Consider the following 17,764-nt stretch of genomic DNA (forward strand, 5'->3'; position numbering starts at 1 on the left):
CCCCACGATGTTGAATTCCCCCGCCACGTCCGCCCTCAGGGCCAGGTGCAGCGCCCGGCCCGCGTCGTCCTCGTGCACCGCCTGCCAGAGCGGGTCGAAGCCCAGGAGCGTAGGCACCACGGCCTGGGCCAGCAGGCGCGTGGCTGGATTGTCCAGGCTCCGACCGAGCAGGGGTGCGAATCTCAGCACCAGCGTGCGCGTGTCCGGGTGCCGCTCGCGGAAGGCCCGCACCTGCCCCTCCACCTCCACCTTGTCGTTCACGAACCGGCTGTGCGGACAGCCGAACAGGGGCGAATTCTCCCGCAGCAGCGCGGGGTTGTTGCCCCGGGCCCCGTAGGCCGCGGTGAGCGATGGCACCACCAGCCGGGGCAGCTTCGCGCGGCCCACCGCCGTCAGCACGTTCATCGTGCCGATGACCTCCAGCTCGTGCGCCAGCGGGCCGTTAAGGATGGGTCCGAAGAGGAAGGCCAGGTGGAAGAGCGCGTCCACGGGCCGCTCCGTGAGCGCGTCCGTCAGTTCGCTCTCCGCGTCGTAGCGGGTGAGGTCCACCCGGTGGAACTCGACCTTGCGGGTTCCTACCGGTTCCTTGGTGTCGAGCACGAGGATGCTCTCCACCGCCGGGTCTGCTTCCAGTCTCGGCAGGAGCAGCTTGCCGTAGTCGCCATTGGCGCCTGTCACCGCGATGCGCATCGGGCCCTTGCCTGCTCGGATCACTTCCATTCGCAGGGTCGGGTGTTAGCCCAGCCGTCCCGGAATGTCAGCCGAGCGCGCCCGTGATGTTCTGGACAACGTCATCCAGGTGGCGGAGGGTCGAAGGTCGCCATGTCCCGAATCGCGCGCCTGAGCGACGTGCTCATCAACAAGATCGCCGCCGGCGAGGTGGTGGAACGCCCCGCCTCGGTGGTGAAGGAGCTGTGCGAGAACTCGCTCGACGCCGGCGCGCGCACCGTGCGCGTGGAGCTGGAGGGCGGCGGCGTGGGCCGCATCACCATCTCCGACGACGGCCATGGGATGAACCGCGAGGACGCCACGCTCTGCCTGGAGCGCCACGCGACCAGCAAGCTGCGCGAACTGGACGACCTGTTCCACATCGACTCCATGGGGTTCCGGGGCGAGGCCATCCCCGCCATCGCCTCCGTGTCGCGCTTCACGCTGCACACCGCGGAGCCGGAGGCCCACGAAGGCACGAAGATCCACGTGGAGGGCGGAGGCCCCCCGACGGTGGAGGACGCGCCGCCCCGCGTGGGCACCGTCATCACCGTGGAGGACCTGTTCTTCAACGTGCCGGCGCGCCGCAAGTTCATGCGGCAGGGCGCCACCGAGCTCAAGCACTGCGAGGAGTCCGTGGTGCGCCTGGCGTTGGCGCACCCGGAGGTCGGCTTCTTCGCCACGCATGAAGGCCACGAACTCTTCGCCAGTCCCGCCAGCGAACATGATCCGCGCGAGCGCATCGCCGCGGCGCTGGGCCCCGCGTCCTTCCCGCACCTGTTCCCGGTGGAGGAGCGGCGGCTGGGCGTGAGCGTGACGGGCTACCTCGCGTCACCGGAGTACACGCTGCCCAACGCGCGCGGCCTCTACACCTTCGTCAACCGCCGCTACATCCGCGACCGCGGCCTCATCAGCACCGTGCAGCGTGCGTTCCAGGACTTCCTGCCCGCGGGCCGGCAGCCGGTGGTGGTGCTGCACATCGACGTGGAGCCCCGCGCGGTGGACGTCAACGTGCACCCCCAGAAGCAGGAGGTGCGCTTCGCCGACGCCCGGGGCGTGCAGGACGCGGTGAGCGCCGCCCTCACGCGGGTCCTCCGTGCGTCCCCCTGGCTGGGCACGCCCGAACAGCAAGCCGCCAACCCGCAGCCCCGGGATGCCGCGCACTACGCGCACGCCGTGGAGCGCTTCCTCACCCGCGCCCAGGAGGCCACCTGGGGCGCGCCGCTGCCCACCGCGATGGATGCCCCGGGGCCCTCCATGCCCGCGCGTCCGCTGAGCCCTTCGTACTTCGCCCCTCCCGGTGGAGGCGCTCCGGGGCCGTTCCCGGGCCCCTCGATGCCGGGCCGCACGCTCGGGTTCGGTGAGGCGCAACCGCAGCTCAACGAAGCGCCGCCTCCGGGCTACTTCGTCGCGCTGCGACCCATGGGCATGCTGGGCAGCCGCTTCCACGTCTGCGAAGGCCCTGGCGGTACGCTGGTGGTGTTGGATCCGCACGCCGCGCTGGAGCGGGCCCGCCTCACGGCGTACATGCGCCGGCTGGATGACGGGGCGAAGGCGCCCGCGCCGTCGCTGTTCGGCACCACGGTGGAGCTGTCCCTGGCCGCGGTGAAGGCGCTGGTGGACGGCCGCGAGGCCCTGCTCCTCCTGGGCGTGGACGTGGAGCCCTTCGGCGGCACGGCCATCGCGCTCAAGTCGGTGCCCCCGGGATTGGAGGGCGTGGATCCGCGCGCGCTCCTGGAAGCCCTGTCGCGCGCACTGCCTCCCCGCAGCGCCCCGCTGGATGTCACGAGCCTCGCGGAGGCCGTGCGCGTGATGGCCTGTCACGCCGCTCGCCAGGCCTCCGCCACGCCGCTCACCGACGCGCAGCTTCGTGCGCTGCTGGGGGAGCTGGACCGCGCGGACTTCACCCCACCATGCACGCACGGCACGGTGGTGGTGTTGGAGATGCCCCTGCTGGAGCTGGAGCGACGCGCCCGCTGATCAGGACTTCGCGCGCTGCTCCACCTGCGCGCGCAGCTGCTCCTCACGCGCCATCAGCTCGCCGGTGGGGTCGCTCGGCGCGAAGTCCTCCGCGGAGGCCACCTGGCGGATTTCGATCTCCCCCTCCACGAAGGGGACGCGCCGCGCCCAGGCGACGGCCTCCTCCTTCGACTTCACCTCGATGATCCAGAAGCCGGCGACCAGCTCCTTCGTCTCCGTGAACGGACCATCGACCACGGTGGTCTGCTTCCCCGAGAAGCGCACCCGCGTCCCCTTGGAGCTGGCATGGAGCCCTTCGCCGGCGAGCAGGATGCCGGCCTTCACCAGCTCCTCGTTGTACTTCCCCATGGCCTCGAGTTCCTGGGTGGTGGGGAGCTTGCCGGCTTCGCTTTCGGGGCTGGCCTTCACGATCATCATGAAACGCATGGTGTTTCCTCCTGTGGGCGGGAAGTGTGCCCTCCCGCGGGGTTCATAGGTGCGTCGAACGAGGGGAGGGGAGATCGACACACCGGATTTATCTTCCCTATCGTTCACTGCATGCCGCACACGCGACGCCTCTGGGCCTGCGTCGTGCCGTCCAGGGCGACGGGGTGTCGAATCCCTACTCGAACGCGGTGCTGGCCGTCGCTCCCCTGGCCGGTGATTCGGCTGAGCGCGTCCCACTCCGTGGGACACAAATCGGAATCTTGACGCGAGAGGGGTCGGGGCTACGGTGTGCCACACGCCTGTAGCACCGGGCCGCGCGCGCCCGCGCCGGCAGAAAGATCCGTGTCCTCCTCCGTGATGCTCCGCCGTGCGCCCCTGTTGTTCGCCCTGATCGCCGCGCCCGCCTTCGCCCAGGATGAGGGCGGCGGCGATGCCCCCAACAACCTGGACGGCGTGGGCCGCATCACCGTGGAGGCCGGCTACCGGCTGACCTCCAACGCCACGCTCTATGACGCCTGGTACGGCGCGAAGGGCCCTGGCTCCGGCCTGGAGCGCGCGCCGGAATCCTCCGGGGCCCCGGTGGGCGCGCTGACGTTCGCGTACGCGGTGTCGGACCTGGTGGAGCTGGGCCTGGACCTGTTCGGCACGACCCAGAACCTGCGCCTCACGGAAGGCCAGAGCGATGGCACCACCGTGTCGCGCAAGGTCAGCACGCTCGCGTACGGCCTGCTCGTGGGCCTGCGCTTCCAGGGCGTGCTGGACATCGGGCCGCAGGGGCTGGTGCCCTTCGTGGGCCTGCACACCGGGCCCGCCGTCATCTCCTCCAGGCGCGAGGGCTCGACCCTTCAGGAGAACGTGGGTCAGGCCTGGGTGGGGTCGCTCGGCGCCACGCTGCGACTGTCCGCGAAGTGGGGCATCACCGCCGAATACCGCCTGATGTTCCTGCGCGGTCCGGTGGAGTCCCCCGACGCGACGAACTTCAAGGGCCCCTTCAGCTTCAGCAACGGCGGCAACTGGTTCTCGCTGGGCGTGACTTATACGTTCCCACCGGATCCCTCGCGGCCAATGCCGACGTTCTAGTCACTCCCAGGACACGGTGATCCGGGCAGGCAGGCACGCAGGCATCCAGGCGATCGGGGAATGAGGCTGGCCAAGAACTCTGTTGGGGAGCGGAAAAAGAACCCGCCCCTCATCCAGGAGAGTCCCCTAGCATGCGTGAGTCGGCCGAAGTCATTTCCGGTCCCAGGAAGATGTCCATGCCCCCCTCTGAAACGCCGAAGACCGATCTCGAGAAGGAGCTCTCAGAGCTTCGCCGGGAAGTCATCGAATCGCGCAACCTCGTCATCAAGACGGACAACCTGCTGAAGAACCTCCACGCGGAGGTGAAGGCGGTCGGCAAGCGTCACGAGGACTTCCAGAAGCGGCAGTGGATCTCCTCGGCGGTGGCCTACGCGCTGTTCGTGATTCTCGCCGTCGGTGGCGCCGTGTTGGTGAGTGGCGCGCGCAGCTCCAGCTCCACCAGCGAGCGCGAGCGGCTGGAGAAGCAGGTCGCGGACCTGAGCACCCAGTTGGAGAAGCAGCGGGGCGACGCCACCGCGCACCTGACGGCCCAGCGCGCCGCGGGTGAGGTCTACAAGATGATGACCACGCTGCCCGGTGACGAGCGCCTCAAGGGCATCGACGCGCTGGTGAAGCTGGACACGCAGCGGCTGTCCTCGCTGGAGCGCCAGGCCCTCAATGACCGCGCCGCCAACCTGCGCCGCGAGACGGGCGACGCCGCCTTCGAGCGCGGCAAGCAGGCCTTCCGCCGCAATGAGATGAACGCGGTGGTGTCGGACCTGTCGCGCTTCCTCGCCATGAACCCCGGTGAGGCGGATGCGCTGGACGCGTCCTTCTTCCTGGGCACGGCCTACAACCAGCTGCGCCAGCACGACAAGGCGGTGCCGCTGCTGGCCCGCTTCGTGGAAGGCGACAAGAAGTCCAAGACGCGCGACTACGCCATGCTGCTGCTCGCCCAGTCGTACCAGGAGACGGGCGCGTACGATAAGGCGGCGGACACGGTGCGCGACGCGCTGGCCACGTACCCGGCCACCCAGTACCTGTCGCAGTTCCGCGGCCGGCTCTCGTCCGCCAAGCGCGCGGCCTCCGGCGGTGACGCCGCGGCGCCCGCGGGCGTTCCTGGCGCGGCGGTCCCGGCGGCTCCGGCGGCCCAGACGGCCGCCCCCGCGGGCCAGTAACCGGTAATTCCCGGTGCCGTCTCCAGGGGGCGTCCTCCCCTGGACGGCGGGAAACGGAAGCATTGCCACCCGGGGTCCAGGGTCGTAAGACCTGGACCCCGTGTCCGCTCCCGAACCCCGGAAAGACCCCCGCTTCCGCCGCTTCCGTGGCGCCGCGTATGGGGTCCACATCACGCTGTCCACGCTGTTCTCGCTGTGGATGATCTGGAACGTGGGGCACTCCGTGGCGGCGATGACGCCCGAGCGACCCCCGGCCGTGACTCCGCCGCTCACCGTGCGCGAGTGTCTGGACGCCGCGGATGGCCACTGGAAGGACCTGGAGGCCGAGCGCGAGAAGCTCGTGCACGTGCTGCCCGCGCGCAAGGTCGACCAGGAGTGGATGCGCTACCGCACCGAGTGGCTGGCGCGCCTGCGCAAGTCCGAGTCCGAGTGCGCGCTGGACTCGCGTGACCCCGCCCGCGCGGAGCTGAGAGCCGTCTACAAGCAGCTCGGGAAGGTGCAGGACCTCTACACCATCCACGCGGTGCAGTACGCGGGCGAGGTGGGCGGCGCGGTGGACGCGCTGCACGCAGCCTTCGACACCGCGCGCCGGAACAACAACAACAAGCTGCCCTGAAGCGGTCTTCAGCGCGTGGGCAGCACGGTGGAGTATCTCCCCGTGCTGTCGGACACCGTCTGCGCCAGCAGCAGGGACGCGGGGCGGCCCGCCACCGTCACCACGCGGAAGAAGCGCACGGACGCGTTCGCCGCGATGCCGTCCGGCGCCAGCGCGGGATCCGGCGGCAGGGTGATGCGGCCACTCAACGAACGTCCCCGCGACAGCGTGAAGGGCACCAGCTCCAGCCGCTCCTCCTCCTGGGTCTGGGGCGGCACGGTGACGAAGCGGCTGACGCGCGGCAGGTTCTCCCCGGGCAGGAAGTCCAGCCGGTACTCGCCCGGATCCAACGCCAACTGGAAGCCGCCTCGCGCGTCGGTGGTGATGGGGACCTCGAAGCCCATGGGGGACTGGGGCCAGCCGGACAGGGCTCCCACCGGCTCCACCACGATGCGCACGCCCGACGCGGCGTTGCTGCCGTCGGGCTGACGCACGGTGCCCGTCACGGTCATGCGCGAAGGACACTTCACCTCCGGCAGGGTGGTGTCCTGCGCGGGGACCGTCACCGGCTGGAGCGTGATGCGCGCCGTGGACGTGGGCGGTGGGACGACGACCAGCGTGAGCAGCCCGTCGGGAGCGCCGGGCAGGGACAGGAGCTGGTAGCGGCCGTCCTTGTCCGTCAGCACGGGCACGCCCTGGAAGGTGCCGCCGCCGTTCACCCGGCCCTGGAGGGAGACGCGGGCCCCGGCGATGGGCGCCGAGTAGACGCCCTCCAGCACGCGGCCCTCCACGCGCACCGGCGTGCCGGGGTTGCCCAGCTCCAGCGGCGCGAGGGGGCCGTTGGATGGCGCCACCACGAAGGTCTTCGAGGGCAGCAGGTCCCCGGCGTTCACCGGCGACACGCGCAGGAGCACCGTGGCACGCGACGCGTCCTCCAGGCTCAGCGCCAGTTGGAACGCGCCCGTGGACCGGGTGATGCGCGCGCGCTGGGACAGGGGGCGCAGCAGCTCATCCAGCGCCTGCACCTCCAGGTCCGCGTCCACGCGCTGGGTGCCCTGGAGCACCAGCGTCCCCGAGAGCGACACGAGCCGGCCCTGCGCGGGAAGCTCGAACGTCACCATGCCGCCGCTGCCCGGATCCACCGACGTGGTGCGCAGCAGCGGGGGCAGGGTGGGGTCCACCGGCGTGAGCGTCACCGTGTAGTCGCCGCTGCCCACGGGCAGCGTCCACGTACCGTTTTCCGGGGCGAGCGTCGTTTCATACCGCCGCGCGACGCCCGGGATGAGGCGACTCTCCCCGGTGGCCAGCAGGTGGACGGGGTCGTGGTAGGCGGCCGGGGCCGTGCCTCCGTCCGCGGTGGGCACCGTGCCCCGCGACACCTGGCCCCGGAGGCGCACGGGGCTGAACAGCTCCAGGTTCTGCTCCGGACGCAGCCGGTCCACCGGGAAGTCCTGCGCGTGCAGCCCCGCCTGGGGGTGGGCCTGCACCTCCACGACGATGTCGCCACCGGGGTTGCCGCAGCCGTCCACGAAGCACACCTGGCCCGAGAAGCACTCCGCGTCGGAGCGGCACACCAGCTGATCCGGCGGCTCGTCCTCGGGGAGCAGGCCACATCCGGCCCCCGACACCCAGAGCGCCAGGGCCAGGGTCCGGAGCGCGCGCCTCACTGGCAGTCCCCCTGCACGGTGTTCACCACCCACGAGTACGAGGTGACGAAGCCCGGGTTCTTCACGAGGCCGCCGTCCGCGAGGAACACTTCTTCGGGTGGATCCGGCTGGCGGTTGGTGAGGTGCCGGTCCGTCACCAGCGCCTCCACCAGGTGGATGCCCGGCGTGGCCAGCGGGTTGTTGGCCGAGCGCAGGTCCATGCGCAGCGTGCCCCGGTCATCGCGGCGGGGCTGGCCGGTGTTGGCCAGGACGATCTGCCGGTAGAAGCCCACGGGATCGGACGGGTTGTAGTCCACGTACCACTCCACCGTGAGGCGGTCGTCCACGTCCGGGTCCTCCACCACCACGCTGAAGTCCTGCGTGCAGGTGCCCACGCCGAAGGCGCGCAGGATGCGCTCGAAGGGCTCCACCTGCTCCTCCACGATGCGCGGCGGCCGGTTCTTGAACTCCGGCACGCCCTCCAGCAGGGCCTCGTCCTGGGGGATGAGGCAGCCGGAGCCCACCGCGAGCGAAGCTGCGCCCAGGCCCGCCAACAGTGGCTTGAGGATGCCCCGGGGCTTTCGCGTCGCGTGCGGATGCATGGTGGGAAGCGGGGCTGGAGTCTACAGCAGTTCCTCGCCCTCCTCGGGGGGCAGGGGACGGCCCGTCTTCTCCGCCTCCAGCTTCTCCAGGTGGCGGAAGATGGTGCGCGGATCCACGCCCAGGTCCTTGGCCGTCTTGGTGCGGTTGCCGTTGTTCCGGGCCAGCACCTCGTTGATGTAACGCTTCTGGAACTCTTCCTTGGCCTGGAGCAGCGGCATGATGGGCTCCAGGTTCTCCGGCTTGAGGTCCAGGTCGTCCGGGCCCAGCAGCGGCTTGTCCGCCAGCACCACCGCCTTCTTCAGGCGGTTCTCCAGCTCGCGGATGTTGCCGGGCCAGCCGTACTTCTTCATCGCCACGGCGGCGGCGGGCGTGAAGCCGCGGGCCTTGGCGCTGAACTCGCGCGAGTACTTCTGCAGGAAGAAGCGGCCCAGGACGATGACGTCCTCGCCGCGCTCGCGCAGGGGCGGCAGCTTCACGGTGACGACGTTGAGGCGGTAGTAGAGGTCCTCGCGGAACGCGTTGCGCTTGACCTCTTCCTCCAGAATCTTGTTCGTCGCGGCCACCACGCGGATGTCCACCGGTTCGCCGCGGTTCTCGCCGACCTTGTAGACGATCTTGTCCTGGAGGGCGCGCAAGAGCTTCACCTGGAGCTGGAGCGGCATCTCCCCGATTTCGTCCAGGAAGAGGGTGCCGCCGATGGCCGCCTGGAACTTGCCGGGCCGGGTGGCCACCGCGCCGGTGAAGGCGCCCTTGGCGTGACCGAACAGCTCGCTCTCCAGCAGGTTCTCCGGGATGGCGCCGCAGTTCACCGTGATGAAGGGGCCCTTGGTGCGCGGCGAGCGGCGGTGGATCTCCCGGGCGATGAGCTCCTTGCCGGTGCCCGTCTCGCCGGTGATCAGCACGGAGATGTCCGTGGGGGCGATCTTGTCGATGCGCTTGTACACGTCCCGCATGCCCTGACAGGCGCCCACGATGTCGCCGTAGCGCTGGTCCTCCAGCTTGCGGCGCAGCTCCGTGTTGTCGAGCTTCAGGTCGTTGACGAGCAGCGCGTTCTGCAACAGCAGCGACGCCTGCGCCGCGAACACCGTGAGCATGTCCAGGCTCTTGGGTTCGAAGCGGTTCACCAGCCTGTCGTTGCCCACGTAGAGCACGCCGAACAGGTCGCCCTTGTGCATCACGGGCACGCACATGACGGAGTGGACCTTGAGGTTCACCACCGACTCGCTGGCCTTGAACTCCGGGGCGTCCAGCGCGTCCGCGACGATGATGGCGCGCTGGTCCTTCACCACCTTGGAGATGATGGAGTCGGACAGCTTCTCCACCGCGTCCTCGATGTTCTCTCGCGCCACGTTGCGCGCGGCCTTCACGCGCGGCTCGCCGCTCTCCATCAGGATGAGGAAGCCCTTGTCGGCGCGCGTCACCTCGATGGCCTCGTCCAGCAGGCTCTCCAGGATGCGGTCCACGTCGTAGGTGCCGGAGAGCCGCTCGCTGAACGCGGTCAGCCGCTTGAGCAGCACGAGCTCGCGGCCCGCCACGCCGGGCAGCTCGGACGTGTGCGAGTCCGAGGACTGGGCGGCGCCAGCGGAGAGGGACACTTCGCGCTCGGGGACCTCGCGGCGCACGGACTCGCGGGGGGCGTCCTCGCGGGAGAAGGTGAGCTCGGTGCCGCCCACCTTGACCACGTCGCCGGTGGACAGCGCGTGGTTGTCGCGCCGCTTGCCATTGACGTGGAAGGTGGCGCCCAGGCTGCCCACTTCGTAGCGGGTGCCGTCGTAGGTGACGTGCAGGGCGTTGGGAGGAACGCTGGTGTCCTCCAGGGGCACGTCGTTGTCGGGTCCACGTCCCAGGCTGGTGATGCGCTTGAGCAGGGAGACCGTGCGGACCTTTCCATCGGGGGTGCGGACGGTGAGGCTGGCCATAAGCGGGAGGGTGTCCGGGGCTAGAACGTGAGAGAGAGACCGGCGCCCAGCCCACCCCGGGTGGAGTAGAGCCGCAGGCGCGGGGGCGGAACCATGGAGACGGCGGGAGGCTTCGGCTCGGGGCGGGATTCCACGGTGGTGCTGGTCACCACCTGATCCTCGTGGTGGTAGATCGCGTCCACCACGCCCAGCGTGTACACGGTGTAGAAGCCGGTGGCGGACGCCAGTCGCAGGAACTGCCAGGTGTCCGCCTGCCGGGCGCGGTCGGTGGGGATGAAGCGCACCGGGATGGAGGCGCGGCCGTCCTCGTCCAGGACGTTGTCCAGGGTGATGAACCGCTCCTCGAAGAGCGAGTCGTACGCGAAGAACGCGATGATGCTCGTGACGGCGAGCGCGCCTTCCGTGGCCGCGAAGACGATGCCCATGCTGTTGCGGCCTTGCTGGAACTGACCGGCGCCGAACGGGACGAAGTTGACCAGGAAGTTGCGCTTCTCCACGGTGCGCACGGTGACCTGGCGGGCCAGCTCCTCCGCGCGGCGGCGCTGGGTCTCCAGGGCGACGCGCTCCTGTTCACGGCGCTCGGCCTCCGTCTTCTCTCGCTCCAGGCGCAGGCGCTGTTCCTGGCGGAGGAAGTCGCGCTCGCCGGACATCTGGTTCTTCAGGTCCTCGAAGAAGGCGACGGCCGGGGGCGGGACGACGAAGGGATCCAGGCTGAAGTCGGGATCCAACCGGAGCACAGCGCGCAGGTGGCGCTCGGCCTCCTCGGTGCGGTTCAGGTTGAAGGCGGACAGGCCCGCGAGCTTGTGCAGCTCCACGAGGTCCTCTTCGGGCAGGTCGCCCCGGTCGATGCGCTGGCCCGCGCGCTCCAGCACCTCCGCGTACTTGCCGTATTCGAAGGAGGAGCGCAGGGCGGCGACCTCCGGATCCGCGCTGCCCATCTGCGCGCGCGCGGACGCGGGGCCCAGCAGGGCCAGCACGAGCAGGACGATGAGCAGCGGGCCACGGCTCATTCGGGCTTCAGGCTCCCGCGCAGGGTGGTGGGCTTGCCCGGCTCCAGCAGCACGACGCGCTTCTCCGTCTTGTACCCGGGCGAGGAGATCTCCACCTCCACGCGGTGCTGGAAGCTCGCGGGGCCCCGGGGGGAGCGGATGTCGAAGGGCTGCTGGATGCTGTCGCGGGCGGAGCGCTCCACGTCGCCCACGCGCACGATGGCGTCCGGCGGCTGGTAGTCCATGGTGAGCTGCGAGGGCTTGAGCAGGGCGCGGAGGCGGAAGACATTCTCGCCCTCGGGCTTCACGTCGATGGTCTCCGTCGCGTCCTCGCAGTAGCCGCAGGAGACGATGATGGTGTGCGGGCCCGGCGCCACGTGCACGTCGTGCTGCGCGAGCTGCTGGGGGCTGGCCGGGCCGCCGTCCACGCGGATGGAGCCGTAGGGCCGCACGAGGATGGACACGGGCAGCCGGCCCGCACGCGCGTGCTTCGTCGCGGGGTCGTCCGTGGGCTCGACGCTGGCGACGAGGGGCTGTCGCGGGGTGCGCTCGGTGGAGGAGGGGAGCCCGGTGGGAGGACGCTCCGCAGCGGTGGTGCCGTTCGGCGCGCGGGGCGTCGCGTCGGGGTTGAGCGGGGGGACGAGGGTGTCGCGTCCGGATGTCGCCGGCCCGCTCGGAGCCTGCGGGCCCGTGGGGTCCGAACCCGAGGCCGCGCCGGTGGATCCACCCACGCCCTGCGGACCGGTGGGGGAGCCGCCTGCTCCCTGCGGTCCAGTGGGTGCTCCCGCGATGGCTGATCCGTTGGGCGCGCCATTGGCTCCGCCCACGCCCTGCGAACCATTGGGCGTGCCGGTAGCTCCGCTCGCAGCCTGCGAACCCGTGGGCGCACCCCTGGATCCGCCCTGTGCGCCCGCGCCCGCGGGCTCCTGGCGCACGCGGTTCCAATGCCACCCGCCCAGGCCCAGCGCGAGCGCCACGCCCACGCCGATGCCCGCTCGCAGTCCCCGCCGCCGCCACGTGCGCCGCCGCTGCTGACGCTGGATGCCCTTGAGCAGCCCGAGCGCCCGCGCGTTCGTCGCGTCCAGCGCGAGCACATGGTTCAGGCACGCCAGCGCGCGCGGCGTGCGCTTCTCCTGGAGCTGCCGCTCTCCGCGCTCCAACAGCGCCGCGACGATGCGCTGGCGCGCGAGCCGCTGGTACGACGGCGGATCCGCGAAGAAGGAGATCAGCTCCTCGCCCACTCGGGAGAACCCCAGCCCCGCGAGCGCATCCGCCAGCGCGTCGCGCAGCTTGCCCGCGTTCGGATAGCGCCGCTGCGGATCCCGCTGGAGGCACGTCGCGCAGATCTCCGCCAGTTCGTCCGACAGCGCGGGCACGCGGCGGCGCGGATCCTCGTACGTCCCATCCAGGATGCGCTTGAGCGTCGCGGTGGTGTTGGACGCGGTGAACGGCAGCCGGCCCGTCATCAGCGCGTAGAACATGATGCCCAGGCTGAAGACGTCCGCCTCCGGCCCGGCCTCCAGGCCCTCGATGATCTCCGGCGACATGTGCGCGGGCGAACCCACCAGCGCCCCCGTCACCGTCATCCGGTCCTCGATGTCCAGGAGCCGCGCGATGCCGAAGTCCATGAGCTTGAGGACCCCGTCCTCGCGCACCATGACGTTCTCCGGCTTCAGGTCGCGGTGGATGACGCCCGCTTCGTGCGCGTGCGCCAGCGCCGCCGCCAGCTCGTGAATGATCATCGCCGCCAGCTCGGGCGGCTCCATCGGCCCGTCGTCCAGGTACGTCTTGAGCGTGCGGCCGCGGATGTACTCGGTGACGATGAAGGCGTCGTGCGCCTCCGCCGAGGAGAAGTCGAAGACCTCCAGGATGTTCGGATGGTGCAGCTTCGCGACGGCGCGCGCCTCGCGGGCAAGCCTCCGCCGGGACTCGTCCTTGCCGGCCAGGTGCGGGTGCAGCACCTTGACCGCGACCTCCCGGTCCAGGGCGGTGTCGAGCCCCTTGTACACGACGCTCATGCCCCCGGAGCCCAGCTCCTCCAGGATGCGATAGCGACCGATATGGCGGCCGACGAGCGACATGACGTGGTGCGCTTCCTCCCTCAGTCCCCGAAACCGATGCCCATGCTCCGCGCGAAACGCACCAGGTCACCCTGGGGATCCACCCGGCGCTCCTTGCGCGACTCGCTCAGCGGAACGCTGACGATCTCGTTGTTCCGCAGCGCCACCATGTGCCCCCACTCCCCATCCCGCACCAGGTCCAGCACCTTGCAGCCGTAGCGCGTCGCCAACACGCGGTCCGCCGCGCTCGGGCTGCCACCGCGCTGCAGGTGACCGAGCACCGTGACACGAATCTCCGCATCGATGTGGCTGGCGAGCAAATCCGCGCACACCTTGCCGGATCCGCCCAGCCGCACCACGCCCCGGCCCGGGATGTCCGCCGCCTGCGCCACCACCGACAGCGCGCCGCCTTCCGGGTAGGCGCCCTCGGAGATGGCGATGATGGAGAAGCTGCGCCTGCGCGTGGCCCGGCGACGCAGCGTCTCCAGCACCGCCTCCACGCGGTAAGGAATCTCCGGGATGAGGATGAGGTCCGCGCCGCCCGCGATGCCGCTCTCCAGCGTGAGGAAGCCCGCGTGGCGGCCCATGATCTCCACCACCATCACGCGGTCATGCGACTCCGCGGTGGAGTGCAGCCGGTCCAACGCCTCCGTGACGATGAGCCGAGCGGTGTCGAACCCGAACGTCTGGTCCGTGCCGGACAAGTCGTTGTCGATGGTCTTCGGACACCCGACGACCTTCAGCCCCTTCTCCGCCAGCCGGTGCGCGATGGACAGCGTGCCGTCCCCGCCAATGGCCACCAGCCCGTCCAGCGCCAGCTCCTTGCAGCGGCGCACCGCCTGGTCCGACAAGTCCCGCTCCACCCACGCCGCGCCCTCACGCACCGGGTAGGCGAACGGGTTCGCCTTGTTGGACGTGCCCAGGATGGTGCCGCCCTTGGGCAGGATGCCGCGCGTGTCCTCCACGCCCAGCGGGCGGACGAGCTCCGGCTCCATCAACCCCATGAAGCCGTTCTCGATGCCGACGAACGAATGGCCGAATTCGTGCGCGCCCCGCCGGACGAGGCCTCGGATGAGCGCATTGAGTCCCGGGCAGTCGCCACCGCCGGTGAGGACTCCAAGTCGGAGAGGTCGGGTCATAGGGCCAGGAAAAGTCGGACGTGGGTGTCAGTAGGGGCGGGCGACACTATGACAGCAACGTCGGTGCGGATAGTAGGTGCCACCTCCAGGGTGCGCAACGCACGAATCACGCATCGCGTCGGATCTCCGCTCGCACGGACGAGGGGGACGCCCCTCAGTCGCGCTTGAGGCGGCGCCGGGAGGCCAGCCGGTCCAGGAGGGCCTGGAGCCGGTCCTCCTTCTGGGGGGGCAGGGCCTTGTCGGTGGGGGACTGCACGGGCATCTCGCGGGCCATCCGGTACAACTCTCCCAGACGTTCCTGGACCAATTCATTGCCCGGACGTTCCTGGAGCGCGCGGCGGTAGGCGGCGGCGGCGCCCACGTAGTCACCCAGGGTGAAGAGGCGCTCGCCCTCCTGCATGGCCGAGGGCGGTCCCAACGGAAGCCGCTGGGGTTCGCGCACGCGGTTGCGCAGGTGCTGCAGCTCCTGGGGCTGGAGGGATTCGCGCAGGTGGGCGAGCTTGAGCGTCAGGGCCTCTTCCTGGGGAAAGGCGCGCGACAGGTCCTCGAACAGCTCGAACGCCTCGACCAGCTCACCCCGGCGCAAGGCGCGGTCGGCACGTGCTTCCATGTCGGCCCGGACGGCAGGAGTCATCTCGCGAGCGAGCGTAGCCGGTGCCTGCCCGGGATGTCACACGCTCAAACAGGAGCGCTCGCCGGGCCGCACGCCGTTCAAGGCGGGGCCCGGAAGCACCCGGCGCCGTGGATCCACGGAAACGCCGGGCCTGGAGGCAGGGGCCTGCTACCGCACGCCGATGGGCGCCAGCTCCACGGGCGCCGGGGGCTGGACGGACTTGATGAGCGCGTCGAGCGTCTGGCGGATGACGGGCGCGATGTCCTTGTCCACGCTGAGCGACTCCTCATCCGTCTTGCGGCCGGACATCGGGACGGGGAGCAGCCCCTCGATGACGTCCGTGAAGGTGATGGTCCGCAGCACCTCCATCAGCGTCCCGTGCGCGTGCAGCGAGCGCGGCGAGGCGTTGATGAGCGCGGTGGGCTTGGAGGAGAACTCGCCGCTGCCCACCGTCCAGTCGAGCGCGTTCTTCATCACACCGGAGAGGCCGTGCGCGTACTCGGGGCTGGAGATGAGCACCGCGTCGCAGGCCTGGAGCGCGGCGCGGAAGGCCAGCACTCCGGGGGGCGCGATGCCGTTGTCCAGATCGTCCTTGTCCGGGTTGAAGGGCGGCACGTCCTCCAGCGCGTCGTAGAGCGTGATCTCCACCCCCGGCGGCGCCATCCGGATGGCGGCCCGGAGCAGCACCGTGTTGGAGGAAACCTTCCGCAGACTCCCCGAAATGGCGAGGATCTTCATGGCGTGCTCATGACTCCTTGAAACCAGCTGACCCAGGATTCCCGGACCATGTCACGGGCAGTTGCTTGAGGCCATAGAGGACCATTTCGTGGCGGAAGGGCAGCTCCTGCACGGGCACGGCGACGCGCAGCGTGGGGATGCGCTCGAAGAGGGTGCGGAAGACGATGGCCAGCTCCGCGCGGGCGAAGGTGGCGCCGATGCAGCGGTGCAGGCCGTGGCCGAAGCCGACGTGGTGGCGGCAGTCGCGGCGGATGTCGAAGGCGTCCGCGTTGGGGAAGGCCTGCTCGTCGCGGTTGCCGGAGCTGAGCATGACGATGAGCCCCTCGCCCTCGCGGATGAGCTGGCCGCCCACCTCCACGTCGGCGGTGGCCGCGCGCGGCAGGCCCGCGTGGTTGACGGTGAGGTAGCGCACGAGCTCTTCCACGAGCGCGTCCGCCAGCGTCGCGTCGCGCAGGAAGTCCGCCAGCTGATCCGGATGCTGGAGCAGCGTGACGGTGCCCAGGCCGATGACCTGCGCCATGGTGTCGTAGCCGCCCAGCATCAGCAGCGCGGCGATGCCGACCAGCTCCGCGTGGGACACCTTCTCCGCGCGGGACGTGTCGGAGATGAGCCGGCCCAGGATGTCGTCGCCCGGGGCCTGCTCCTTCGTCGTCACCAGGCGATCGAAGTAGCCCATCAGCTCGATGGCGGAGGTCTCCGACTCCTTCGCGGTGCGGCTGCGGTCGAGGATGCCGTCGGTGCGGTTCTGCACGAAGCCCGCGTCCTCGAAGGGCACGCCGAGCAGTTCGCAGATGACCAGCGACGCGGTGGGCAGGGCGAAGTCACGGATGAGGTCCACCGTGCCTGAAAGCTTCAGGAGCGCCTCCACGCGTTGATCCACGAGCGCCTGCATCCGGGGGCGCAGGGATTCGATGTGCCGGGCCATGAACTCGCGCGTGACGAGCGCGCGCAGGCGGGTGTGGTCCGGCGCGTCCATCTGCATGAAGAAGCCGGGCGGGGGCGGCACGTTGCCCGTCACATAGGACGGGTATCCCGGGGCGAGCGGGCTGGAGCTGAAGCGGCGGTCCGTGAGGATGGCGCGGATGTCCTCATGGCGCGTCACCAGCCAGGCCGGATCTCCGCGCGGCGTGACGACGCGGGTGATTGGCTGCTCGACGCGCAGGCGCTTGTATTCGGGAGGCGGGTCGAATGGGCACTTGCGCTCGGTGGGCAGCGGCGGCAGGGAGGCGGCGGTCATCGAGGGCTCTGGGGAAGGCTTCATCGGGGGCTCCAGCGGGGTGGCGGAGGAAGGATGGGAGGCGCGGCTCAGGCGGCGCTGGCGAGCACCTGGAGAAGCGCCTGGGTGAGGCCGGCGATGGTGGGGTGGTCCCACATCAAGGTCGGATCCAGCGACAGGCCCAGGTGGTCCTCCAGGTCGCCCGCGAGGGTGAGCGCGTAGACGGAGTCGAGGCCGTAGTCGGCCAGTGGCACGTCCGCGCGGATGTCCTCGGGACGGCGCTGCACGTAGGTGGCGATGCGGGACGATAGCCAGGAGCTGAGGGCGTCGGCGGAAGGCAGGGACGGCATGGCGAATCCTTTCGGTCAGGAGAGGGGGGCGGGCAGTGGGCGCCAGCCCGACAGCGGTGTCCGGTTCAAATCGAAGGTGCGCGCGTCTTCATGGCGCGCGTGCAGCTCCGCGAAGAGGCGGCTGCGGATGGCTTCCGGCAGGGGGCCCTGGGCCCGTTCGCGCCAGACGTCCAGCCGGTGCAGCGCCGCGAGCAGCCACGCGGGATCTCCCAGGAAGGCATCATCGGCCTGCTGGCGCCACACGTTGACGCAGGCGCTCGCGGCCATCAGCGTGATGGCGCGCGTGGTCAGGGCATAGGCGGCAGGCGACGCAGTTGCGGTGAGTTCCCGAGGCGGAAGCGCGGCGGCCTCGCGCCTGAGGACCTCCAGCTCCCGGGCGAAGGACTCCAGGCGGTCGCGCAGCGGTCGCGTCGCGGCGGCTTCTCCCAGCGAGTCCAGTGCCTCCAGCAGCGACCCGGCCAGCCCGTCCTGTCCGCCACCACTCAGGGCCAGCTTGTCGAAGGGCAGGGGCGGCAGCGGCGCGTCCAGGCGGAAGAGGGCGTCGG

Annotated in this window: 17 protein-coding genes; 4 read left to right on the plus strand and 13 right to left on the minus strand. The window is 70.4% G+C overall.

Going from position 1 to position 17,764, the window contains the following annotated elements; genetic code table 11:
- Nucleotides 1-720, minus strand: a 720-nt coding sequence (locus D7X74_RS27125) for an NAD-dependent epimerase/dehydratase family protein (RefSeq protein ID WP_120535921.1), incomplete at its 3' end; no start/stop codon positions are given.
- Nucleotides 721-822: 102 nt separating this feature from the next.
- Between D7X74_RS27125 and mutL the strand changes: the two genes are divergently transcribed.
- A complete protein-coding gene (gene mutL / locus D7X74_RS27130) occupies nt 823-2,688 on the plus strand; it encodes a DNA mismatch repair endonuclease MutL (RefSeq protein ID WP_120535907.1) in 1,866 nt (621 codons plus the stop codon).
- Here the strand turns inward: mutL and D7X74_RS27135 are convergent, their stop codons facing one another.
- Nucleotides 2,689-3,114 carry a YciI family protein gene (locus tag D7X74_RS27135; RefSeq protein WP_120535908.1) on the minus strand — a complete coding sequence of 142 codons (426 nt, stop codon included), beginning with the start codon at nt 3,112-3,114 and terminating at the stop codon, nt 2,689-2,691.
- 342 nt (nt 3,115-3,456) lie between these two features.
- Here D7X74_RS27135 and D7X74_RS27140 point away from each other — a divergent pair, with 342 nt between their 5' ends.
- From D7X74_RS27140 to D7X74_RS27150, 3 genes are all read left to right on the plus strand, one after another.
- Nucleotides 3,457-4,194, plus strand: a complete 738-nt coding sequence (locus D7X74_RS27140; protein WP_233602270.1) for a hypothetical protein — start codon at nt 3,457-3,459, stop codon at nt 4,192-4,194.
- A gap of 176 nt (nt 4,195-4,370) precedes the next feature.
- Entirely contained in the window at nt 4,371-5,351 is a 981-nt protein-coding gene (locus D7X74_RS27145) for a tol-pal system YbgF family protein (protein WP_233602271.1), read from the plus strand.
- 100 nt (nt 5,352-5,451) lie between these two features.
- The gene (locus D7X74_RS27150; RefSeq protein ID WP_199741902.1) at nt 5,452-5,967 is read left to right on the plus strand and encodes a hypothetical protein; all 516 of its coding nucleotides are present in this window, start codon (nt 5,452-5,454) and stop codon (nt 5,965-5,967) included.
- An 8-nt stretch (nt 5,968-5,975) separates the two neighbouring features.
- On the opposite strand, the gene D7X74_RS27155 is transcribed toward D7X74_RS27150, so the two are convergent.
- From D7X74_RS27155 to D7X74_RS43130, 11 genes are all read right to left on the minus strand, one after another.
- Nucleotides 5,976-7,613 (minus strand): carboxypeptidase-like regulatory domain-containing protein, encoded by a 1,638-nt coding sequence (locus tag D7X74_RS27155; protein WP_233602272.1) that lies wholly within the window; start codon nt 7,611-7,613, stop codon nt 5,976-5,978.
- On the minus strand, nt 7,610-8,194 hold the full coding sequence (locus D7X74_RS27160) for a hypothetical protein (protein WP_120535912.1): 585 nt from the start codon (nt 8,192-8,194) through the stop codon (nt 7,610-7,612). Before D7X74_RS27160 ends, D7X74_RS27155 begins: the two co-directional genes overlap by 4 nt.
- 21 nt (nt 8,195-8,215) lie before the next feature.
- On the minus strand, nt 8,216-10,114 hold the full coding sequence (locus D7X74_RS27165; protein ID WP_120535913.1) for a sigma 54-interacting transcriptional regulator: 1,899 nt from the start codon (nt 10,112-10,114) through the stop codon (nt 8,216-8,218).
- 20 nt (nt 10,115-10,134) lie between these two features.
- Nucleotides 10,135-11,124, minus strand: a complete 990-nt coding sequence (locus tag D7X74_RS27170) for a tetratricopeptide repeat protein (RefSeq protein ID WP_120535914.1) — start codon at nt 11,122-11,124, stop codon at nt 10,135-10,137.
- Nucleotides 11,121-13,184: a serine/threonine-protein kinase gene (locus D7X74_RS27175; RefSeq protein ID WP_120535915.1), complete on the minus strand. Its 2,064-nt coding sequence runs from the start codon at nt 13,182-13,184 to the stop codon at nt 11,121-11,123. Before D7X74_RS27175 ends, D7X74_RS27170 begins: the two co-directional genes overlap by 4 nt.
- Before the next feature lie 20 nt (nt 13,185-13,204).
- Complete coding sequence (locus tag D7X74_RS27180; RefSeq protein ID WP_120535916.1) at nt 13,205-14,302, minus strand: 6-phosphofructokinase; 1,098 nt, start codon at nt 14,300-14,302, stop codon at nt 13,205-13,207.
- A 154-nt stretch (nt 14,303-14,456) separates the two neighbouring features.
- Nucleotides 14,457-14,936 (minus strand): hypothetical protein, encoded by a 480-nt coding sequence (locus tag D7X74_RS27185; RefSeq protein WP_120535917.1) that lies wholly within the window; start codon nt 14,934-14,936, stop codon nt 14,457-14,459.
- Between the two features lie 147 nt (nt 14,937-15,083).
- Nucleotides 15,084-15,653 (minus strand): NADPH-dependent FMN reductase, encoded by a 570-nt coding sequence (locus D7X74_RS27190; protein WP_120535918.1) that lies wholly within the window; start codon nt 15,651-15,653, stop codon nt 15,084-15,086.
- Between the two features lie 7 nt (nt 15,654-15,660).
- The gene (locus tag D7X74_RS27195) at nt 15,661-16,914 is read right to left on the minus strand and encodes a cytochrome P450 (RefSeq protein ID WP_199741903.1); all 1,254 of its coding nucleotides are present in this window, start codon (nt 16,912-16,914) and stop codon (nt 15,661-15,663) included.
- A gap of 44 nt (nt 16,915-16,958) precedes the next feature.
- Nucleotides 16,959-17,219 carry an acyl carrier protein gene (locus tag D7X74_RS27200; protein WP_120535920.1) on the minus strand — a complete coding sequence of 87 codons (261 nt, stop codon included), beginning with the start codon at nt 17,217-17,219 and terminating at the stop codon, nt 16,959-16,961.
- A gap of 15 nt (nt 17,220-17,234) precedes the next feature.
- Nucleotides 17,235-17,764, minus strand: a 530-nt coding sequence (locus D7X74_RS43130; RefSeq protein WP_199741904.1) for a hypothetical protein, incomplete at its 5' end; no start/stop codon positions are given.

Origin of the sequence: Corallococcus sp. CA047B (genome assembly GCF_003612065.1) — a bacterium.
GTDB classification, from domain to species: domain Bacteria; phylum Myxococcota; class Myxococcia; order Myxococcales; family Myxococcaceae; genus Corallococcus; species Corallococcus praedator.